Here is a 19,625-nt window from a genome sequence, read left to right as displayed (position 1 = left end):
GTAGTTTACCGAGTTTCAGGGGTGGATGGAGTGCTGATCACGGAGCGCGCGCCGGTGCGGCGCGATGCCGGGCCGCCGCTGCGCAGGCTGGGGTTCTTCCTGGTACGCAGGCGGCGGGCGGTCCTGGGGCTGGCCCTGGCGCTGTTCGTGCTGGCGGGGGCGCTGGCGGCGGGGGCGGTGCCGCGGCTGTCGCTGGCCAGGTTCGAGGCGCCGGGTTCGGAGTCCGACCGGGCGCAGGCCGAGCTGGCCGAGCGGTTCGGCACCGGCAGCCCGGACATGATCTTCCTGGTCACGGCCCGGCGGGGCACCGTGGATGACGAGGCCGTCGCCGCCCAGGGCCGGGAACTGGCGGCGCGGGTGGCCGGGCACGAGGGCGTGGCCGGGGTGGAGTCCTACTGGAGCCGGGGCCGGCCGCCCACGCTGCGCAGCGAGGACGGCCGGCACGCGCTGATCCTGGTGCGCGTCCCCGGCGACGCCGGGCACGTCCGGGCCACCGTGCTGCCCGCGCTGGTCCCCGAGATCACCGAGGGGACGGAACTGCTGGAGGTCCGCTCCGGCGGCGGCGAGGAGGTGTTCCGGGCGACCGTCCCGCTGGCCAGGCAGGACTTCGTGCGGGCCGAGCTGGTGATCTTCCCGCTGGCGTTCGCGCTGCTCTGGCTGTACCTGCGCCGGGCGGCGGCCGCGCTGGTGCCGATCCTGGCCGGGGTGTTCGCCATGGTGGCCGGGCTGGCGCTGCTGCGGGTCCCGCTCACGTACACCGATGTCTCCACTTTCGCGCTCAATCTGACCTTGGCCATGGGGCTCGGGCTGGGCATCGACTACAGCCTGTTCGTGATCGCCCGCTTCCGCGAGGAGGTGCGCGCCGGGCGCGACCGCGCCGCCGCCGTGGCCGGGGCGGTCGAGCACGCCGGGCGCACCGTGCTGTTCAGCGGGCTGACCGTCGCGGCCTCTCTCGCCGTCCTGTTCGCGCTGCCCTTCGACTTCCTGCGCTCGTTCGCGTACGCGGGCATCGCCGTGGTCGCCGGAGGCGTCGTGGCGGCGGTGGTCGTGCTGCCCGCCGTGCTCGCCGCGATCGGCGGCCGGATGCTGCCGCGGCGGGAGCGGCCGGCCCGGCCCGGCGGGTTCTGGGCGGCGCTGGCAGTGCGGGTGATGCGGCGGCCCCTGGCGTACGGCGGCGCGGCGGCGGCGCTGCTGCTCCTGCTGGCCTCGCCGTTCCTGAGCCTGCGCTTCGGCGTCGCCGACGACCGCGTCCTGCCGCCCGACGCCGCGCCCCGGCAGACCCAGGACATCATCCGCCAGGGCTTCCCCGCCGAGGAGACGGACGCCGTCCAGATCGTCTCCGCCGGCGCGGCGGGCGGGGACGTGACCCGATACGCCGCCGCGCTGTCCCAGGTGCCGGGCGTCGCCCAGGTCGACTCCGCCGCCGGGATCTTCGCGGGCGGGCAGCGGGCGGGGGACGGCGACGTGTCCCGGTTCGCCGGGGAAGGGACCTGGCTGTCCGTGGTGCCCTCCGCCGAGGCGCTGGCCGACGACCCCGTCCGGCTGGTCGAGGCGGTGCGCGCGGTGCCGCCGCCGTTCGAGGTGCTGGTCGGCGGCTATCCGGCCGAGCTGGCCGACTACCGCGCCTCCGTGGTCGACCGGCTGCCGCTGCTGCTCGCGCTCATGCTCGGCGTGACGTTCGCCGTGCTGCTCGCCATGACCCGCAGCGTCCTGCTGCCCGTCAAGGCGACGCTGCTCAACGTGCTGAGCCTGGGTGTCATGTTCGGCGCCCTGGTCTGGGTCTTCCAGGAGGGCAACCTGTCGGGGGTGCTCGGGTTCACGCCGACCGGCTCGCTCGACCCGAGCATCCCCATCCTCATGCTCTGCGTGGCGTACGGGCTGTCGATGGACTACGAGGTGTTCCTCCTGTCGCGGATCAAGGAGGAGTACGACAGGACCGGCGACACCGAGCGGGCGGTGGCGTCCGGGCTGCAGGGCGGCGCCCCTCTGATCACCGCCGCCGGCGGCATCCTGGCGCTCACGTTCGCCGCCTACGCCACGGCCTCGGTCTCGTTCGTGCAGATGCTGGGCGTCGGCATGGCGGTCGTGGTGCTGGTGGACGCGACCTTGATCAGGGCGGTGCTGGTGCCGAGCCTGATGCGGCTGGCGGGCCCGCTCAACTGGTGGCCGCGAGGTCGAGCGACCACATCTCCTCGTTGAGCTCGATCCCGTTCTCCATCCCCTTCTCCTGGGAGTCGAGCCGGAACCCGGCGGCCTCGTAGACGCGCCGCGCGCTGGTCAGGCAGTCGCGGGTCCACAGCACCAGCCGCTCGCACCCGTCGGCCTTGGCGTGCCGCACGCACTCGTCCACCAGCCGCCGGCCCAGGCCCAGGCCGCGCGCGGACGGCTCCACCAGCAGCAGCCTGAGCTGCCCCGTGGTGTCGTCCTTGCGCATGTAGAAGACGGAGCCGGCGGGCCGGCCGCCGACCTCGGCGATCCAGGCCGTGTCGCGCGACGGGTCGAAGGCGGCGACGATCCGCGCCACCAACAGCTCGAAATCCCTGCCCCAGCCGTACTCCCTGGCGTAGAGCACGCCGTGCCGGTGGACCACCCAGCTCAGGTCGCCGTCGCGGAGCGGCCTGATCAGGCAGGACTCCGGCCCGGCGGGCGGGTCGAGCACGTCCCTGATCGCGCGCATGCCGGTGACCAGGCGCTCCCTGGCGTCCTCCGGCAATCCGGCGAGCAGGCGCTCGATGTCCTCGTTCGAGGCCTGGTCGAGCGTCTCGAACGCCTTCCGCCCCGCCGGGCTGAGCCGTACCACGTGTTTGCGCGCGTCGGCGGCCGAGCGCTCCCTGACGATCAGCCCGTCGCCGTCGAACCTGGCCAGGATCCGGCTCAGGTAGCCCGCGTCCAGGTCGAGCAGCGCCCGCAGCTCGCCGGTCCCGATCGAGTCCGCGTGCGCGACCTCGAACAGCACTCTGCCCTCGGTGAGCGAGTACGGCAGGTGGTGCATGCCGGCCTGCAGCACTCCGATGACCTTGGTGTAGAAGCGGTTGAAGGCCCGGACCTCAGAGACCCTTGCCTCTGTCAACGAATTCATTGCCTCAGTCAACCATGAGAGGATGGCCGTGTGAAGAGGCACCTTTACATAGGCGGCTACGGCCCCGGCATCATCGAGCCCGGAGGCGAGCTGACCCGCCTCGCCGCCCCCTCCTTCCTGGCGCGCCATCCCTCGCTTCCCGTGATCTACGCGGTGGGCGAGCTGGCCCAGGGCTGGATCACCGCCTTCGGCGCCGGAGGGCGCAGGCTGTCGCCGTGGGACGAGCGTTCCAGCGGGGGAGACAGCCCGTGCCACCTGGCCGTCCACCCGTCCGGGGAGCTCCTCGCGGTGGCCAACTACGGCGACGGCGCCGCCGCCCTCCACCGGCTCGACTCGCGCGGCGTGTTCGACGGCGACCCGATCGTGCTCCGCCACCACGGCTCCGGGCCCCACCCCGAGCGCCAGCGGGGGCCGCACGCCCACCAGGCCGTCTTCCACGAGGACCTGCTGTACGTCTCCGACCTCGGCACCGACGAGATCCGCCGCTACACCCTGGAAGGGGAGGCGCTGGAGCCGATCACGCTGCCGCCCGGCACCGGCCCCCGCCACTTCGCCTTCGCCGGCTCGACCCTCTACGTCGCGGGCGAGCTCGACGGCACCGTCACCCGCCTGGCCGCCGGCGAGGACGGCATCCGGGTGCGCGCCTCCACCACCGTGACGGACAACGCCCCGTCCCACCTGGAGCTCGCCGGTGAGCTGGTCTACGTCGCCAACCGCGGCCCCGACACGATCTCCGTCCTGCGGGCCGACGACCTGTCGCAGGTGGCGGAGGTGCCGTCGGGCGGCGCGTGGCCGCGCCACTTCGCGATCGAGGGCGACCGCATGTACGTGGCCAACCAGCACTCGGGGAGCGTGGCGGAGTTCGCGCTCGCCGGCGGCGTCCCCGAGCCGACGGGCGAGGTGATCGAGGCCGAGGGCGCGTCCTGCGTGCTGCCCGCCTAGCCGGTCCCGCCTCTGATCACGAGCTCCGTCAGCATCCGCTTGAGCTGCTCCTCGGCGGCCTCCTTGGTCAGCCCGAGCCCGGCCAGCGCCTGCGCGGCCGGGTCCTCGTCCAGCGTGAGCAGGGCGAGCAGCAGGTGCTCGGTGCCGACGTAGTTGTGGCCGAGCCGCAGCGCCTCGCGCAGCGTCAGCTCCAGCGCCTTCCTGCCCTGCGCGGAGAACGGCGGCGTGGCCGGCGGGGCGTCGCCGCCCGGGCCGAGCGCGCTCTCCACCGCCTGCCTGACCTCGGCGAGCGGCGCGCCGAGCGTCACCATGGCCTTGGCCGCCAGCCCTTCGGGCTCGTGCAGCAGGCCGAGCACGAGGTGACCGGGGCCGATGTGGTCGTGCCCGAGGCGGCGCGCCTCCTCCTGTGACTTGACGATCACCACGCGGGCGCGGGCGGTGTAGCGCGCGTAGCTGCTCAGGTCCTCGGCGAGCGAGCCCTCCTTGGGCACGAACCGCTTCTGCGCCGCCTGCTTGGAGACGCCCATGCTGCGGCCGATGTCGGTCCAGGACGCGCCGGAGTGGCGGGCCCTGTCGACGAAGTGGCCGATCAGATGGTCGGCCACTTCGCCCAGGTGCTCGCCCAAGGTGACCGCGTCGGACAGCTCGCCGAGCGGGTCGCCATCGGGGTAGCGGCTCTTGATGACCTCGATGAGGTCGTCGAGACGAACGGTGTGTTCCATGCGTCAACCATAGGTTGACGACAGGCGACCGTCAACCCTTGGTTGACGCCATGGCCAGCTCCACCGCCTTCCGCCAGCGGTCGTACAGGGCGTCGTCCCGCCCGCCCGGCTCGAACCGGCGGTCGAGCTGCCAGGTCTTGCGCAGCTCTTCCCGCGATCCCCACACCCCGGCGCCCAGCCCGGCCAGGAACGCCGCGCCCAGCGCCGTCGTCTCCTGGATCACCGGCCGCTCCACCGGCGTGCCGAGCTGGTCGGCCTGGAACTGCATGAGCAGGTCGTTGCCGCTGGCCCCGCCGTCGGCCTTGAGCACCGGCGGCCGGCCCTCGGCCGACGCCTCCACCACGTCACGCACCTCGAACGCGATCGCCTCCAGTGTGGCCCGCACCAGGTGCGCCCGGGTGGTGCCGCGGGTGATGCCGGTGATGAGCCCGCGCGCCTCCGGATCCCAGTGCGGCGCGCCCAGCCCGGTCAGCGCGGGCACGAACACCACGCCGCCGCTGTCGGGCACCGTGCGCGCGATCGCCTCGGACTCCGGCGCGGTGCCGATCAGCCCGAGCCCGTCGCGCAGCCACTGGATGGCCGCCCCGGTCACGAACACCGACCCCTCCAGCGCGTAGGTCCGCTCTCCCGAGGGCGCCTGCCAGGCCACGGTGGTCAGCAGCCCCGACTCCGAGCGGACGATCTCCCCGCCGGTGTTGGTCAGGATGAACGAGCCCGTCCCGTAGGTGCACTTGACCTCACCCACCGCGTAACAGGTCTGCCCGAACAGCGCCGCCTGCTGGTCGCCCGCCACCCCGCTGATCGGCAGCTCCAGCCCGAGGAACGCGCCCGGATCCGTACGCCCGAGCTCCCCGAAGTTGGGCACCACCTCCGGCAGCGCCGACTCGGGCACCCCGAACAGCTCGCACAGCTCCGGCTCCCACGCGCCGGACTCCAGCCCGTACAGCAGCGTGCGCGAGGCGTTGGACGGGTCGGTCACGTGCCGCGCGCCCGCCGTGAGCCGGGCGATCAGGTAGGCGTCGACGGTGCCCACGACCACCCGCCCCGAGGTGACGCCCTCCCACACGGCCGGGTCGTTCTCGGCCAGCCAGGTGAGCTTGGAACCGGTGAAGTACGGGTCGAGGCGCAGCCCGGTCAGCTCGGCCACCCTCGGCTCGTGCCCGGCCGAGCGCAGCCGCTCGCAGATGCCGGCCGTGCGCCGGTCCTGCCACACGACGGCGCGGCGCGGCGCGGCCAGCGACCGGCGGTCCCACAGCACGGCCGTCTCACGCTGGTTGGTGATGCCGACGCAGGCCGGCGTCGCCGCCGCCCCGGCCAGGGCGGCGGCGCAGGCGCTCAGCGTGGCCTGCCAGATGTCCTCGGGGTTGTGCTCCACCCAGCCCGGCCGCGGGAAGTGCTGGGCGAACTCCTCGTACCCCCTCGACTCGATCCGGCCGTCCTCGGTCACGACGAGTGCCGTGACACCCGTCGTTCCCGCGTCGATGGCCAACACACTCACGAAATCGCCTCCTGAACCGGGTTTGGGCCGCTACGCTCGCGTTTGGTCTAGACCAATGCCCGCTATGACGGGCACAATGCGATTCTGGTCGTGAACCACATCGGGAGGAACCCGCCATGCGTATAGGAGTGCTCACCGGGGGCGGAGACTGCCCCGGGCTGAACGCCGTGATCAGGGGCGTAGTCCGCAAGGGGGTGAGCGTCTACGGGCATGAGTTCGTCGGCTTCCGCGACGGCTGGCGCGGCCCCCTGGAGGGCGAGACCATGCCGCTCGACATCCAGGCCGTCCGGGGCATCCTGCCGCGCGGCGGCACGATACTCGGCTCCTCCAGGACCAACCCGCTCAAGATCGAGGGCGGCGTCGACCGGATCAAGGAGAACCTGGCGGCCACCGGGGTCGACGCGCTGATCGCCATCGGCGGCGAGGACACCCTCGGCGTCGCCAAGCAGCTCTTCGACCGCGACGTCAGGGTCGTCGGCGTGCCCAAGACGATCGACAACGACCTGTCGGGCACCGACTACACCTTCGGCTTCGACACCGCCGTCAACATCGCCACCGAGGCGATCGACCGGCTCCACACCACCGCCGAGTCCCACCACCGGGCGCTCATCTGCGAGGTCATGGGCCGCCACGCCGGGTGGATAGCGCTGCACGCCGGCATGGCCGGCGGCGCCAACGTCATCCTCATCCCGGAGAAGCCGTTCGACATCGACCGCGTCTGCGAGTACGTCGAGTCCCGCTTCCGCACCCGCTACTCGCCGATAATCGTGGTCGCCGAGGGCGCCCACCCGATCGAGGGGCAGATGCAGCTGCAGGCCGGCGAACTGGACGCGTTCGGCCACGTCCGCCTGGGCGGCATCGGGGAGACGCTGGCCAAGGAGATCGAGAAGCGCACCGGCAAGGAGGCCCGCACGACCGTGCTCGGCCACATCCAGCGCGGCGGCACGCCCACCGCGTTCGACCGGGTGCTGGCCACGAGGTTCGGCCTGCAGGCGATCGACGCGGTGCACGACGGCGACTTCGGCAAGATGGTGGCGCTGCGCGGCACGGACATCGTCCGCATCGGGCTCGACGAGGCCACCGCCGAGCTCAAGACGGTCCCGGTCGAGCGTTACGCCGAGGCCGAGGTCTTCTTCGGCTGAGTGTCGCCGGGCTGTAAGTGACTTGCAAGCGGCCGGCCGTACCTTCTGGAGCAGCGGGGTTACCGCTACAACCCCCCTTCAGGGTACGGCTTGCGCCGCGGCGAGTCGGCGGCCCACCACGCGTCGCAAGCCGTACCTAGGAGATAGCTCAACCGCGGGGCGTGCCGAAGTAGTCCACATCCGGCGCGCCCTCGCCGTCGCGCGGGTGGGGGCCGGCCGCGCGGGTGAGGTACTCCTGCTCGTGGCGGAGCTCCCGCTCGCTGGGGGAGAGCATGACGGCCAGCAGCAGGCCCACCGTGACGACGGTGATGCCGACGAGCAGCGGCAGCAGGAAGTCGATGCCCGGCGTGCCTCCCACCGGCCCGGGCGTGTGGTGCGGCTCCACGGACATCCCCAGCATGCCGGTGTAGTGCATGCCCGACACCGCCACGCCCATGAGCAGGGCGGCGGCGCCGATCTTCAGCGCCCCGGTGACCCGACCGGCGAACCAGAGCGCCGCGGTGGCGGCGGCGACGGCGATGAGCACGGACAGGGCGACCGTGACCGGGTCGTAGGAGACGTGCGCGGACATCCGCATCGCGGCCATGCCCAGGTAGTGCATGCCGGCCACGCCGACGCCGGCCAGCACGCCGCCGCTCAGCAGGAACGCCGTCCGCTGCCTGCCGTGGTGGGCCAGGAACAGGCCGGCGCCGACGACCACGATGGCCAGCAGGGCGGACGCGGCGGTGAGCGGCACGTCGTACTGGATCACGGTGCCGGCGACCGAGAAGCCCATCATGGCGATGAAGTGCATGGTCCAGATGCCGGTGCCGCCGACGGCGACGGCCGCGCCGATCAGCCAGTAGGCGCTCTCGCGTCCTTCCGCGAGCCGTGCGCGGGAGCTGAGCAGCAGTCCGAGCATGCAGCCCAGGCTGGACATGGCGTAGGCGAGGACGGGCGTGAGCCCGCCGTGCGCGAAGTGGTCGATCGGCGACATATCCCGCCCCTTGGTTCGGTTGGCAGGAGTATGCGGGCGGGGTAGATGAAAGCGCAACTAACGATTTCGTGTCGGCCGAAAGGGTCCCCACCTGGGAGAGGGCCGGCAAAGGCGAGGCAAGCTCACGACGTTCGCGAGCGTCCCGCGCGGACTAAACTCGATGCCGCGAGGCGTTGTTTCTACCGCGCATCCCCTGTCTCCCCCGGAGGTTCCACCATGACGATGCCAGCCCTGGGCGAGCCGTGCGTTCTGCTCAAACTGGGCGAGATCGTCCTCAAGGGCAAGAACCGCGAGCTGTTCGAACGCCGGCTCATCGGCAACATCCGCCAGGCGCTCAAGGAGTTCGACCTCAAGGTCGACGTGCGCAGGCGCCACGGCGTCATCGCGATCTTCCTGCCCGAAGGCACCACCGCCGAGCAGGCGCATGCCGTGGCCGAGCGGGTCGCCGACGTGCCCGGCCTGGTGTGGATCCACCCCGCCTGGCGGGTCGCCAAGGACCCCGAGACCGTGCTCAAGGCCGGGCTCGCGCTGTTCGCCGAGCGCGAGGAGGTCAAGCGCAAGGCCAGCTTCGCGGTCCGCTCCCGCCGCCGCGACAAGCGCTTCCCGCTGCGCTCCAACGAGCTCGACCGGCTCGTCGGCGGCGCCATCAACGACGAGTACGGCCTGCCGGTCGACCTCAAGAACCCCGAGCTGACCCTCTTCGTCGAGGTCGACAGGGACGAGGTGTTCGTCTTCACCGGCGGCCTGCCCGGCCAGGGCGGGCTCCCGGTCGGCAGCAGCGGCCGGGCGCTGGTGCTCATGTCCGGAGGCATCGACTCGCCGGTGGCCGCCTACCGCATGATGCGGCGCGGGCTGCACGTCGACTTCCTCCACTTCTCCGGCATCCCGTTCACCACGTCCGAGTCCATCTACAAGGCCTACGCGCTGGTCAGGAAGCTCGACCGGTTCCAGGGCGGGGCGCGGCTCTGGGTGGTGCCGTTCGGCAAGGCCCAGCAGTCGATCCGCAACTCCGGCCAGGACCGGCTCGCCGTGATCGCCCAGCGGCGGCTGATGCTCAAGACGGCCGAGGAGGTCGCCCACCGCATCCGCGCCGGGGCCCTGATCACCGGCGACGCGCTCGGTCAGGTGTCCTCCCAGACGCTGGCCAACATCACCGCCCAGGACCACGCCGTCGACCTGCCGATCCTGCGTCCCCTGGTGGGCTGGGACAAGACCGAGATCATGGCCGAGGCCCGGCGCATCGGCACGCTGGAGATCTCCGAGCTGCCCGACGAGGACTGCTGCTCGCTCCTGGCGCCGCGCCGCGCCGAGACCCGCGCCAAGATCGAGGATCTCAAGCAGATCGAGAAGCGCCTCGACGCCGAGGAGCTGGCCGTCCAGCTCGCCGACTCCATCCAGGAATACAAGCTCTGACATCGGCGGGGCCCGTGGCGGGCCCCGCCGGGGTCTCAGACCGTCAGCGCGGCGGCGGCCGTCTTGCCCAGCAGCGGCGGGAAGTCGCGCATCACCTGGGCCAGCTCGCCCAGGTCGGTGTCGACCAGCGCCTGCGGCCCGTCACACAGCGCCTGCTCCGGCCGCGGGTGCACGTCGATGATCACCCCGTCGGCGCCGGCCGCGATGGCCGCCCTGCTCAGCGGCAGCACCAGGTCGCGCCGGCCGCCCGAGTGGGACGGGTCCACGATCACCGGCAGGTGCGACAGGCGCTGCGCCACCGGCACCGCCGACACGTCCAGCGTGTTGCGGGTGGCGGTCTCGAAGGTCCTGATGCCCCGCTCGCACAGCACCACGTCCAGGTTGCCGCGCTGCGCGATGTACTCGGCCGCCATCAGCCACTCCTCCATGGTGCTGCTCATGCCGCGCTTGAGCAGCACCGGCTTCCCGGCCGCGCCGACCGCCTGCAGCAGCCCGAAGTTCTGCGCGTTGCGGGTGCCGACCTGCAGCATGTCCACGTACGAGGCCACCAGCGGCACGTCCTGGGCCTCCACCACCTCGGTCACGATCGGCAGCCCGGTCCGCTCGCGCACGTCGGCCAGGATGCGCAGCCCCGCCTCACCCAGCCCCTGGAACGCGTAGGGCGAGGTGCGCGGCTTGTAGGCGCCGCCGCGCAGCAGCGTCGCCCCGGCGGCCTGGGCCATCCTGGCCGCGTCCAGCGTCTGCTCCGGCGTCTCCACCGCGCACGGCCCGGCGATCAGTGTCACCGTGCCCGGCCCGATCGGCACCCCGCTCACGTGGACCGTCGAGCGTTCGGGATGGTTCTCCCTGCTGACCAGCTTGTACGGGGTCGAGACGCGCATCACGTCGCGCACCCCCGCCATGCCGCGCAGGCTGGCGGCGTCGAGCTGGGTCACGTCGCCCACCAGGCCGACGATCGTGCGCTGCACCCCCTTGCTCACGAACGCCTCCACACCGGCCGACTGCACGACGCCGACGACGGTCGCCACGTTCGCGGAGGTGGCCTCCGGGCCCATCACGATGACCATGTGTACTCCTTCGGGAAACGCAGAAGGCCCCGGGTCCTGTCGGACCCGGGGCCTTCGTGCTCGCCTATGTCTGCTAGCGCAGCGCTAGGTGGCGAACGGTCCGACCGATGGGTCCGTCGCCATACCAAAACAGGAACGCGGTGCGCATAGTGCCGCAATAGTACCCCACCTCGACCCGCTGCCGAGCCGCACACCGACCGGTGGGAGGATGGCACCCGACCGCGATACCGGTGAGGGGAGCAGTAATCGTGGAGGAGACGCGCCTGCCGCCAGGCCAGTACGTCCCCCGCGGCCTACCTGTGATCCACTACGGCCGGGTGCCCCCGTTCAAGCCGGAGTCGTGGGACTTCCAGGTGTTCGGCGCCACCGCCTCGGGCGAGGAGCGCCGCTTCGGCTGGGAGGAGTTCGCCGGCCTGCCCCGCGTGACCCGGGTCGCCGACTTCCACTGTGTGACCAAGTTCTCCGTGCCGGGCCTGGAGTGGAGCGGCGTGCCGCCGGCCGCCCTCGCCGCGGCCGTGCCGCCCGACCCGGGCGTGCGCCACGTGATGATCTGGGCCGAGTACGGCTACAGCGCCAACCTCCGGTGGTCCGACTTCACCGCGCCCGCCACGCTCTTCGCCACCGAGCTGGCCGAGAAGCCGCTCTCCGCCGAGCACGGCGCGCCCGTCCGCCTCGTGGTGCCCCATCTCTACGGGTGGAAGAGCGTCAAGTGGGTGCGCGCGATCGAGTATCTCCTGGAGGACCGCCGGGGCTTCTGGGAGGAACGCGGCTACCACAACGTCGCCGACCCCTGGCGCGAACAGCGCTACTCCTACCAGGAGGATCCGGGCGACGGCCCCCCATGAGGTGACCTGCGGGTTTCCGCCCACGCCTGGGTGGTTGTTGGCTACGGTTGCCCGCATGCTGACCACCGCCTGCGTGGTGCTCCCCTGTCTCGCCTTCATCCTCGGCCACACCCTTGCCCGGCGCCGCGCCGTGCCCGAACGCCGCCCGGACCGGGAGGCGACCTTCACGACCCTGCACCTCGCCGCCCTGGCGGCCCCCGCCCTGCGGGCCGGGCTCAACCGCGACTCCGCGCGCAGGGCCGTACGCCATCTGCACGCCCTGCTCGGCACGTACGCGGTCGCGATCACCTCCACCGAGGCCGCGCTGGCGTGGGACGGCCCCTGCACCGACGAGGTCCTCACCTACGCCAGGTCGGCGCTCGCCTCGGGGCGGGCGCAGGTGTTCGCCGGCGAGCCGTACGGCGCGGTCGTGGTGCCGCTGACCGTCGACGGCAGGATCGTCGGGACGCTGGCGGCCTTCGACGACGAGCTCAGCGCCGGTCTGGTGCGCACCGTCGGCGAGGTCGGCCGATGGATGTCGGGCCAGCTGGAGCTGGCCGAGCTGGACTCCTCACGGCGGCGCGCGCTGGAGGCCGACAGGCGGGCGCTGCGCGCGCAGATCTCGCCGCACTTCGTCTACAACGCGCTCACCACCATCGCCTCGTTCGTCCGCACCGACCCCAAGCGCGCCCGGGAGCTGCTGCTCGACTTCGCGGACTTCGCCCGGTACGCGCTGCGCCGGGCGCACGACTTCACCACCCTCGCCGACGAGCTCACCTGCGTCGACCGCTACCTGCTCCTGGAACGTGCCAGGTTCGGCGACAAGCTGCGCTTCAGCCTCCAGGTGGCGCCCGAGGTGCTGCCCGTGCCCGTCCCGTTCCTGTGCCTGCAGCCGCTGGTCGAGAACGCCATCAAGCACGGCATGCGGGGCCGCGCCGGCGAGGTGCGGATCGTCGCCCGCGACGCCGGGCCGGAGGCGCACATCACGGTCGAGGACGACGGCGCCGGGATGGACCCCGAATGCGCCAGGCGCGTCCTGGACGACGACCCCGGCCGCGAGGGCACCGGCATCGGCCTGGCCAACGTGGACCTGCGCCTGCGCCAGATCTACGGCGACGGCTACGGGCTGGTGGTCGAGACGGCGCTGGGCGCGGGCACGAAAGTGCGGCTGCGGGTGCCCAAAGCACAGTTGACCTCTCTGTGACGTCATTGTGACACAGCGTGTTCTTGGGCCTTGTGGGGCTGGCGTTTCTGGTGCAGCGTAGTGACATGCTTCGTGTTCTGGCCGTCGACGACGAGGTGCCCGCGCTGGAGGAGCTCGCCTACCTGCTGCGCCAGGACAGCCGCGTCGAGCAGGTGCTGACCGCCTCCGACGGGGTCGCGGCGCTGCAGGACATGGTCCAGATGGTGGCCTCGGGCGAGCGGCTCGACGCCGTGTTCCTCGACATCCGCATGCCCGGCCTCGACGGCCTCGACCTGGCCCGGCTGGTCGGCGGCTTCCCCAGCCCGCCGAAGCTGGTGTTCGTCACCGCCCACGACGAGTGCGCGGTGCAGGCCTTCGAGCTGGAGGCCGTCGACTACCTCCTCAAGCCCGTCAGGGCGGAGCGGCTGTCGGAGGCGGTGCGCAGGCTGGAGGTCTCCTCCTCGCCGCCCGCCGACCCCTGCCACGACGACGTGATCCCGGTCGAGCTGGGCGGCCGCACCCGGTTCGTGCCGCAGCAGGCGGTGCGCTTCGCCGAGGCGCAGGGCGACTACGTGCGCCTGCACACCGTGGACGGCAGCTACCTCGTCCGCATGTCCCTGGCGGCGCTGGAGCGCCGCTGGGCGGACGCCGGGTTCATCCGGGTCCACCGCAGCACACTGGTATCCAGCCGCCACGTGAGCGAGCTCAGGTTCGAGGGCGGCCGCGTCACCTTGACCGTCGGCACCGAGACCCTCCAGGTCAGCCGCAGGCACAGCAGGCAGGTCCGCGAGCAGCTGGTCCGCCAGCACCGCGGCGTCATGTCCTGACCCCCGCTCGTCCCCGGGCGGGCGTGAACGAGGAGCCGCCGCACACCCGTCCGCCGGGCTGCCGGGGTCCGTTGACGATCGTGATTTCCCAGGTCACACGGCCTCGCGCGGCCTCATCGCGGATCCACCGGGAACCCCAGGGGAGACCCGGGGCGGGCACGGAGCGACCGCTCGACGCGCCCCGGTGACCGCTCGTCGTGCGCGCACTCTCCGCACATCGATGGCTACACGCCGTTCAGCGAGCTGTCAGCCAAGGGGGTTTCCCCAGGTAGATCACGACCGTAGTGTTTCGGCATCGGAGCCACCCGGCGCATCTGGGGGGACGAGCCGGAAGGCTCACCGCATGTGCCGGATCCATGGTGACCAGCAGGTCACCTCGGCTGTCGGGCCCTCAACCGGGGGGTTGGGCCCGCCGGCCGGACACGTGCAGGGGCGCCCGCCGGGGCCGCGGCCAGACCGCGATCCGGCCACACGGGGGCGGCCGGATCCCACCGGCGGGCGCCCCTTGCACGTAAGACGCCCCTCGTCAGCCCTCGTCGCGCAGGCGCTTCAGAGTGGCGATGTCCTCGCGGTGCTTGTCGGCCTTGCCGGGGGTCTCGATGCACAGGGGCACGCCCGCGGCCGCCGGATGACGCATCAGCTCGGCGAAGGGGCGGGTGCCGATGTGGCCCGCGCCGATGTTCTCGTGACGGTCCTTCTTGGCGCCGCACACGTCCTTGGAGTCGTTGGCGTGGACGAGCTTCAGCCGGCCGGGCGCGATCTTGTGGAGCAGGTCGAGCGTGGCGCCGACGCCGCCCTCCGCGGCCAGGTCGTGGCCGGCGGCGAAGGCGTGGCAGGTGTCGAGGCAGACGCCGGCCCTCGGATGCCAGTCGAGCGCCGCCAGGTAGGGCTCCAGGTCGTCGACCGTGGCGCAGAGCATCGCACCCTGCCCCGCCATCGGCTCCAGCAGCAGGTCGGGCCCGCCGTCGGGGATCTCGTCGAGCAGCGGCAGCAGGTGCTCGCGGAGCTGGCGCATCGCGTCGTCGCGCGGCTGCGACACCGCCGACCCGGTGTGCACCACGACGCCCTTGGCCCCGATGTCGGCGCCGCGCCGCAGCGTGTGGCGGACCACCGCCACCGAGTTGGCCAGCGTCTCGACGCTGGGCGAGCCGAAGTTGGCCAGATACGGGACGTGGACGAAGGTCTCGACACCGGACTCGGCGAGCGCCGCGTCCTGGTCGGGCTTGCCGGGATTGAGCGCCCAGCCGCGCGGGTTGGTGACGAAAACCTGGATCATCTCGGCGCCGATGTCGGCCATGTAGGCGAGGCCGCCCTTGGCCAGGCCGCCGGTGACGAGCACGTGGCCGCCGATGAGAGAGCGTGAGGTCATGATGACCCCCAGTCTACGGGCGGGGGGAGTCCGCGCTGGTCAGCGGCCAGGAGCCCGCCGGGGTTGGAGCATGACACGAAAAGTCTTGGCCAACCCGGGCGCCGGTTCGGAGTTCTCGCGGATGGACCGGGCACGACCGGCGTGTGTGTACTCGTCTCATGCCGCACACGCCCGCGGGTCTGGCCGCCTTCAACGCCCTGGACCGGGAGGGCGCGGAGAAGGAGCTGCTCGCCTGCTGCGCCTCCCGCGCCTTCGCCCGGGAGGTCGCCGCGGGCCGCCCGTACCCGGACCAGGACAGGCTGGCCGACGCCGCCGGGCGGGCCGTGCTGGCGCTCGGCTGGCCCGACGTGCTGGAGGCGCTGGGCGCGCACCCGCGCATCGGCGAGCGGCCGGCCGGCGACTCGCGCGAGGCCGCCTGGTCCCGCCGCGAGCAGGCCGGGGTCGAGGACGGGCTGCGCGCCGCGCTCGCCGAGGGCAACCGCGCCTACGAGGACCGTTTCGGGCACGTCTACCTCGTCTGCGCCACCGGCCTGACCGGCGCCGAGATGCTCCGGCTGTTGCGCGAGCGCCTCGGCCACGACGAGGAGACCGAGCGCCGCGTCGTACGGGAGGAACTCGCGAAGATCACCCGGCTGCGGGCCGGCAAGCTGGCGGAGGGCGTCCGATGAGCTTCTCGACGCACGTGCTCGACGCGACGACCGGCCGGCCGGCGGCCGGTATGCGCGTACGGCTGGAGCACGAGGGCGCGGTCGTGGCCGAGGGCGTCACCGACGCCGACGGCCGGATCAAGGGCTGGCAGCCGGGGGCCGGGGTGCACCGGGTGGTGTTCGACACCGGCGCGCACCTGGCCGACACCTTCTACCCGGAGGTCGTCATCACCTTCACCGTGGCCGACCCCGGTGACCACTACCACGTGCCGCTCCTGCTCAGCCCGTACGCGTACTCGACCTACCGAGGGAGCTAGATGGCGATCGTTCTCGGACCCAACCGCTACGGCAAGGCGGAGACCAGGCTGGTGCGGGTCGTCAGGGACGGCGGCGTCCACCACGTCAAGGACGTCAACGTCAGCACCTCGCTGTCCGGCGCCATGAGCGAGGCGCACCTCACCGGCGACAACGCCGCCGTGCTGCCGACCGACACGCAGAAGAACACCGCGTACGCCCTGGCCCGCGAGCACGGCGTCGGCCAGATCGAGGACTTCGCCCTGCTGCTGGCCCGCCACTTCACCGGGCACGACACGATCCACCACGCCAGGGTCGCGGTCGAGGAGTACGGGTGGAACCGGATCGGCGACACCGGCCACTCCTTCGCCCGCGACGGCGGCGAGGTGCGCACCTGCGTGGCGCACCACGACCGCGACGGCCGCGCCAGCGTGGTGTCCGGGCTGACCGGGCTGGTGGTGATGAACACGACCGGCTCGGAGTTCCACGGCTTCCTCACCGACCCCTACACCACGCTGGAGCCGGCCACCGACCGCATCCTCGCCACCGCCGTGGACGCCCGCTGGCGGCACGCGGGCACGAGCGCCGACTTCGCCGCGTCCTTCGCGCTCGTGCGCGGCCGCCTGCTGGAGGCGTTCGCCGGCACGCACAGCCTGTCGTTGCAGCAGACCCTGTACGCGATGGGGGAGTGGGTGCTGGCCGCCTGCCCGGACATCTGCGAGATCAGGCTCACCCTGCCGAACAGGCACCACTTCCCCGTCGACCTGGCCCCGTTCGGGCTGGACAACGAGAACGAGATCTTCTACGCGGCCGACCGGCCCTACGGCCTGATCGAAGGCACGGTGCTGCGCGACGACGCGCCCGGCGCCGGATTCGCCTGGGAGTGAGAGCGATGGAATTCCTGCGCCCCACCACGTGGGCCGAGGCGCTGGCCGCCAAGGCGGACCAGCCGGACGCGGTGCCCATCCAGGGCGGCACCGACGTCATGGTGGAGATCAACTTCTCCGTGCGCCGCCCGCCGGCCCTGCTCGACCTCACCGCCGTGCCCGAGCTGGCCACCTGGTCCCTGGACGGGGGCCGGTACCGGATCGGCGCCGCCGTCCCGTACAGCGTGATCATCGGCGAGCTCGGCGGCGCGCTGCCGGGGCTCGCGCAGGCGGCGCGGACGGTCGGCTCGCCGCAGATCCGCAACCGGGGGTCGGTCGGCGGGAACCTCGGCGCGGCCTCGCCGGCGGGCGACAGCCACCCGCCGCTGCTCGCCGCGGGCGCCGCCGTCGAGGTGGAGTCGCGCGAGCGCGGCGTCAGGATGATCCCCGCCGACGCGTTCTACCTGGGCGTCAAGCGCTCCGCGCTGCTCCAGGACGAGCTGATCAGGGCCGTGCACGTCGAGCCCGCGGCCGGGCCGCAGTACTTCTCCAAGGTCGGCACCCGCAACGCCATGGTGATCGCCGTCTGCTCGTTCGCCGTCGCGCTGCACCCGGACGAGCGGCGCGTCGGCACCGGGCTCGGCTCGGCCGCGCCCACCCCGCGCCGGGCGCGGGAGGCGGAGGAGTTCCTGGCCGCCGAGCTCGACTGGTCGGCGCCGCTCCAGCCGGCGCTGCTGGCGCGGTTCGGCGAGCTGTGCGCGGGCGCCGCCGCGCCGATCGACGACGTGCGCGGCACCGCCGGCTACCGCCGGCACGCCATCGCGGTGCTGGCCCGCCGCACGCTCACTTGGGCGTGGCACGACCATCTGGAGAGGAGGGCGGCCTGATGAGGGTGACGTTCACGGTCAACGGCCGCGAGGAGACGGCCGAGGACGTGTGGGAGGGCGAGAGCCTGCTGTACGTGCTGCGCGAGCGGCTCGGCCTGCCCGGCTCCAAGAACGCCTGCGAGCAGGGCGAGTGCGGCTCCTGCACGGTCTACCTCGACGACGCGCCGGTGTGCGCCTGCCTGGTCGCCGCGGGTCAGGCCCAGGGCCGCCGGGTCCGTACCGTCGAGGGCCTGGCCGAGCGGGGGCTCGACCCGGTGCAGGAGGCGTTCGTGGAGACCGGCGCGGTGCAGTGCGGCTTCTGCACGCCCGGCCTCGTCGTGCAGGCCCACGACCTGCTCGAACGCGTCGAGCGGCCGTCCGACGCGGAGATCCGCGAGGCGCTGGCCGGCAACCTGTGCCGGTGCACCGGCTACGAGAAGATCCTCGACGCCGTCCGGCTGGCGGCCGAGCGCAAGGCGGCGGCCCGGTGAGCATCCTCATCGAGAACGCGTACGTCGCCCCCGTCGCCGGCCAGGAGATCGAGCGCGGCTGGATCCTCGTCGACGGCGACCGGATCACCGCGCTCGGCCCCATGGACCGGCCGCCCGCCGCCGACGGCGCGACCAGGATCGACGCCACCGGCTGCCTGGCCACCCCCGGCCTGGTCAACACCCACCACCACCTCTACCAGTGGGCCTCACAGGGGCTCGCCCAGGACGCCACCCTGTTCGAGTGGCTGGTGGCGCTCTACCAGGTGTGGGCCGCGATGGACGCCGAGGTCGTCAAGGGCGCCGCCGGGGCCGGGCTCGGCTATCTCGCGCTGTCCGGCTGCACCACCTCCAGCGACCACCACTACGTCTTCCCCAAGGGCCGCGGCGACCTGCTCGCCGCTGAGATCGAGGCCGCCCGCGAGCTGGGCATCCGCTTCCACCCGGCCCGCGGCTCCATGGACCGCGGCCAGTCGCGGGGCGGGCTGCCGCCGGACGTGGTCGTGGAGGAGCTGGACGAGATCCTCGCCGCCACCGCCGACGCCGTGGACGCCTACCACGACCCGTCCCCGTCCTCGATGCTGCGGATCGCGGTCGCGCCCTGCTCGCCGTTCTCCGTCAGCGGCGAGCTGATGACCGAGGCCGCCAGGCTCGCCCGCGACAAGGGCGTGCGGCTGCACACCCACCTGGCCGAGACGCTCGACGAGGAGGAGCACTGCCTGGCCCAGCTCGGCATGCGCCCGGTCGACTACATGGACAAGCTCGGCTGGCTCGGCGCCGACGTGTGGGTGGCGCACGCCGTGCACCTCAGCGACGCCGACATCGCCAAGCTCGCCGCCACCGGCACCGGCTCCGCCCACTGCCCGTCGTCCAACGGCCGGCTCGGCGCCGGCATCGCCCGCGTGTCGGAGATGCTGCGGCGCGGCGCCAACGTCGGGCTCGGCGTCGACGGCAGCGCCTCGTCGGAGCTGACCGGCCTGGCCGGGGAGATGCGCCAGGCGCTGCTCTTCCAGCGGGCCCGCTACGGCCCCGCGGCGCTCACCGCCCGGCAGGCGCTGGAGATCGCCACCCTCGGCGGCGCCCGCAACCTCGGCCGCCAGGACGAGCTCGGCACGCTGGAGCCCGGCAAGCTCGCCGACCTGGCGCTGTGGCGGGTGGACGGGCCGTTCACCGCCGCCGTGGCCGACCCGGTCTGCGCGCTCGTCTTCGGCCCGCAGCCGCCGCTGGCCCGGCTGTTGGTCGGCGGGCGGACCGTGGTCGAGGACGGCGAGCTGCGCACCGTCCCGCACGACGCCACCGGCCGGGCCGGCGCCGACGCCCACCGCCGGCTGCTGCGGATGGCGCGCGAGCAGGGCTTCGCCGCCTCGCGTGAGCTCCCGGACGCGCGGATGTGATGATGGTGGATCTCGCCGCCATGTCGCC

Annotated in this window: 19 protein-coding genes; 13 read left to right on the top strand and 6 right to left on the bottom strand. The window is 72.9% G+C overall.

The features are described 5' to 3' along the window. The first annotated feature begins 30 nt into the window (after nt 1-30). Nucleotides 31-2,199 carry an MMPL family transporter gene (locus tag FR742_RS22520; protein ID WP_261808679.1) on the top strand — a complete coding sequence of 723 codons (2,169 nt, stop codon included), beginning with the start codon at nt 31-33 and terminating at the stop codon, nt 2,197-2,199. Here FR742_RS22520 and FR742_RS22515 read toward each other — a convergent pair. Further along, nucleotides 2,156-3,070 (bottom strand): helix-turn-helix domain-containing GNAT family N-acetyltransferase, encoded by a 915-nt coding sequence (locus FR742_RS22515; RefSeq protein ID WP_261808678.1) that lies wholly within the window; start codon nt 3,068-3,070, stop codon nt 2,156-2,158. The two genes, FR742_RS22520 and FR742_RS22515, sit on opposite strands and share 44 nt — an antisense overlap. Nucleotides 3,071-3,109: 39 nt before the next feature. Between FR742_RS22515 and FR742_RS22510 the strand changes: the two genes are divergently transcribed. Further along, nucleotides 3,110-4,021, top strand: coding sequence for a beta-propeller fold lactonase family protein (locus tag FR742_RS22510; RefSeq protein ID WP_148032771.1), 912 nt, complete (start codon nt 3,110-3,112; stop codon nt 4,019-4,021). Here the strand turns inward: FR742_RS22510 and FR742_RS22505 are convergent. Further along, the gene (locus FR742_RS22505; protein WP_148032770.1) at nt 4,018-4,743 is read right to left on the bottom strand and encodes a Clp protease N-terminal domain-containing protein; all 726 of its coding nucleotides are present in this window, start codon (nt 4,741-4,743) and stop codon (nt 4,018-4,020) included. The genes FR742_RS22510 and FR742_RS22505 overlap by 4 nt on opposite strands. A 31-nt stretch (nt 4,744-4,774) precedes the next feature. Beyond that, complete coding sequence (glpK, locus tag FR742_RS22500) at nt 4,775-6,241, bottom strand: glycerol kinase GlpK (protein ID WP_148032769.1); 1,467 nt, start codon at nt 6,239-6,241, stop codon at nt 4,775-4,777. A gap of 116 nt (nt 6,242-6,357) precedes the next feature. Between glpK and FR742_RS22495 the strand changes: the two genes are divergently transcribed. Beyond that, nucleotides 6,358-7,383 (top strand): 6-phosphofructokinase, encoded by a 1,026-nt coding sequence (locus FR742_RS22495; RefSeq protein ID WP_148032768.1) that lies wholly within the window; start codon nt 6,358-6,360, stop codon nt 7,381-7,383. 148 nt (nt 7,384-7,531) lie between these two features. On the opposite strand, the gene FR742_RS22490 is transcribed toward FR742_RS22495, so the two are convergent. After that, the gene (locus FR742_RS22490) at nt 7,532-8,359 is read right to left on the bottom strand and encodes an MHYT domain-containing protein (protein WP_148032767.1); all 828 of its coding nucleotides are present in this window, start codon (nt 8,357-8,359) and stop codon (nt 7,532-7,534) included. 216 nt (nt 8,360-8,575) lie between these two features. On the opposite strand from FR742_RS22490, the gene thiI reads away from it, so the two are divergent. Then, nucleotides 8,576-9,772, top strand: coding sequence for a tRNA uracil 4-sulfurtransferase ThiI (thiI, locus tag FR742_RS22485; protein ID WP_148032766.1), 1,197 nt, complete (start codon nt 8,576-8,578; stop codon nt 9,770-9,772). A gap of 35 nt (nt 9,773-9,807) precedes the next feature. Here the strand turns inward: thiI and aroF are convergent, their stop codons facing one another. Then, nucleotides 9,808-10,839 carry a 3-deoxy-7-phosphoheptulonate synthase gene (gene aroF / locus FR742_RS22480; protein WP_148032765.1) on the bottom strand — a complete coding sequence of 344 codons (1,032 nt, stop codon included), beginning with the start codon at nt 10,837-10,839 and terminating at the stop codon, nt 9,808-9,810. Nucleotides 10,840-11,087: 248 nt separating this feature from the next. On the opposite strand from aroF, the gene FR742_RS22475 reads away from it, so the two are divergent. From FR742_RS22475 to FR742_RS22465, 3 genes are all read left to right on the top strand, one after another. After that, nucleotides 11,088-11,684, top strand: coding sequence for a molybdopterin-dependent oxidoreductase (locus FR742_RS22475; RefSeq protein WP_219543360.1), 597 nt, complete (start codon nt 11,088-11,090; stop codon nt 11,682-11,684). 55 nt (nt 11,685-11,739) lie between these two features. Continuing rightward, nucleotides 11,740-12,867 (top strand): sensor histidine kinase, encoded by a 1,128-nt coding sequence (locus FR742_RS22470; protein WP_148032763.1) that lies wholly within the window; start codon nt 11,740-11,742, stop codon nt 12,865-12,867. Nucleotides 12,868-12,932: 65 nt separating this feature from the next. Then, nucleotides 12,933-13,673, top strand: coding sequence for a LytTR family DNA-binding domain-containing protein (locus FR742_RS22465; protein WP_148032762.1), 741 nt, complete (start codon nt 12,933-12,935; stop codon nt 13,671-13,673). A 526-nt stretch (nt 13,674-14,199) separates the two neighbouring features. On the opposite strand, the gene FR742_RS22460 is transcribed toward FR742_RS22465, so the two are convergent. Then, nucleotides 14,200-15,042, bottom strand: a complete 843-nt coding sequence (locus tag FR742_RS22460; RefSeq protein ID WP_148032761.1) for a deoxyribonuclease IV — start codon at nt 15,040-15,042, stop codon at nt 14,200-14,202. Nucleotides 15,043-15,200: 158 nt separating this feature from the next. On the opposite strand from FR742_RS22460, the gene uraD reads away from it, so the two are divergent. Genes uraD through FR742_RS22430 form a run of 6 tightly spaced genes read left to right on the top strand, consistent with a single transcriptional unit; the run spans nt 15,201 to nt 19,597 of the window. Then, entirely contained in the window at nt 15,201-15,710 is a 510-nt protein-coding gene (gene uraD, locus FR742_RS22455) for a 2-oxo-4-hydroxy-4-carboxy-5-ureidoimidazoline decarboxylase (RefSeq protein WP_148032760.1), read from the top strand. Next, entirely contained in the window at nt 15,707-16,006 is a 300-nt protein-coding gene (gene uraH, locus FR742_RS22450) for a hydroxyisourate hydrolase (protein ID WP_148032759.1), read from the top strand. Before uraD ends, uraH begins: the two co-directional genes overlap by 4 nt. Further along, complete coding sequence (gene pucL, locus FR742_RS22445; protein ID WP_148032758.1) at nt 16,007-16,870, top strand: factor-independent urate hydroxylase; 864 nt, start codon at nt 16,007-16,009, stop codon at nt 16,868-16,870. A 5-nt stretch (nt 16,871-16,875) separates the two neighbouring features. After that, nucleotides 16,876-17,736, top strand: coding sequence for a xanthine dehydrogenase family protein subunit M (locus tag FR742_RS22440; protein ID WP_148032757.1), 861 nt, complete (start codon nt 16,876-16,878; stop codon nt 17,734-17,736). After that, nucleotides 17,736-18,206, top strand: coding sequence for a (2Fe-2S)-binding protein (locus FR742_RS22435; RefSeq protein ID WP_148032756.1), 471 nt, complete (start codon nt 17,736-17,738; stop codon nt 18,204-18,206). The genes FR742_RS22440 and FR742_RS22435 overlap by 1 nt, the downstream gene beginning before the upstream one ends. Next, nucleotides 18,203-19,597, top strand: coding sequence for an 8-oxoguanine deaminase (locus FR742_RS22430; RefSeq protein WP_148032755.1), 1,395 nt, complete (start codon nt 18,203-18,205; stop codon nt 19,595-19,597). Before FR742_RS22435 ends, FR742_RS22430 begins: the two co-directional genes overlap by 4 nt. Nucleotides 19,598-19,625: the final 28 nt, after the last annotated feature.

The organism is Nonomuraea sp. C10 (assembly GCF_008017515.1).
In the GTDB taxonomy this organism is placed as follows: domain Bacteria; phylum Actinomycetota; class Actinomycetes; order Streptosporangiales; family Streptosporangiaceae; genus Nonomuraea; species Nonomuraea ferruginea.
This window is presented reverse-complemented; position numbering and strand designations above follow the sequence as displayed.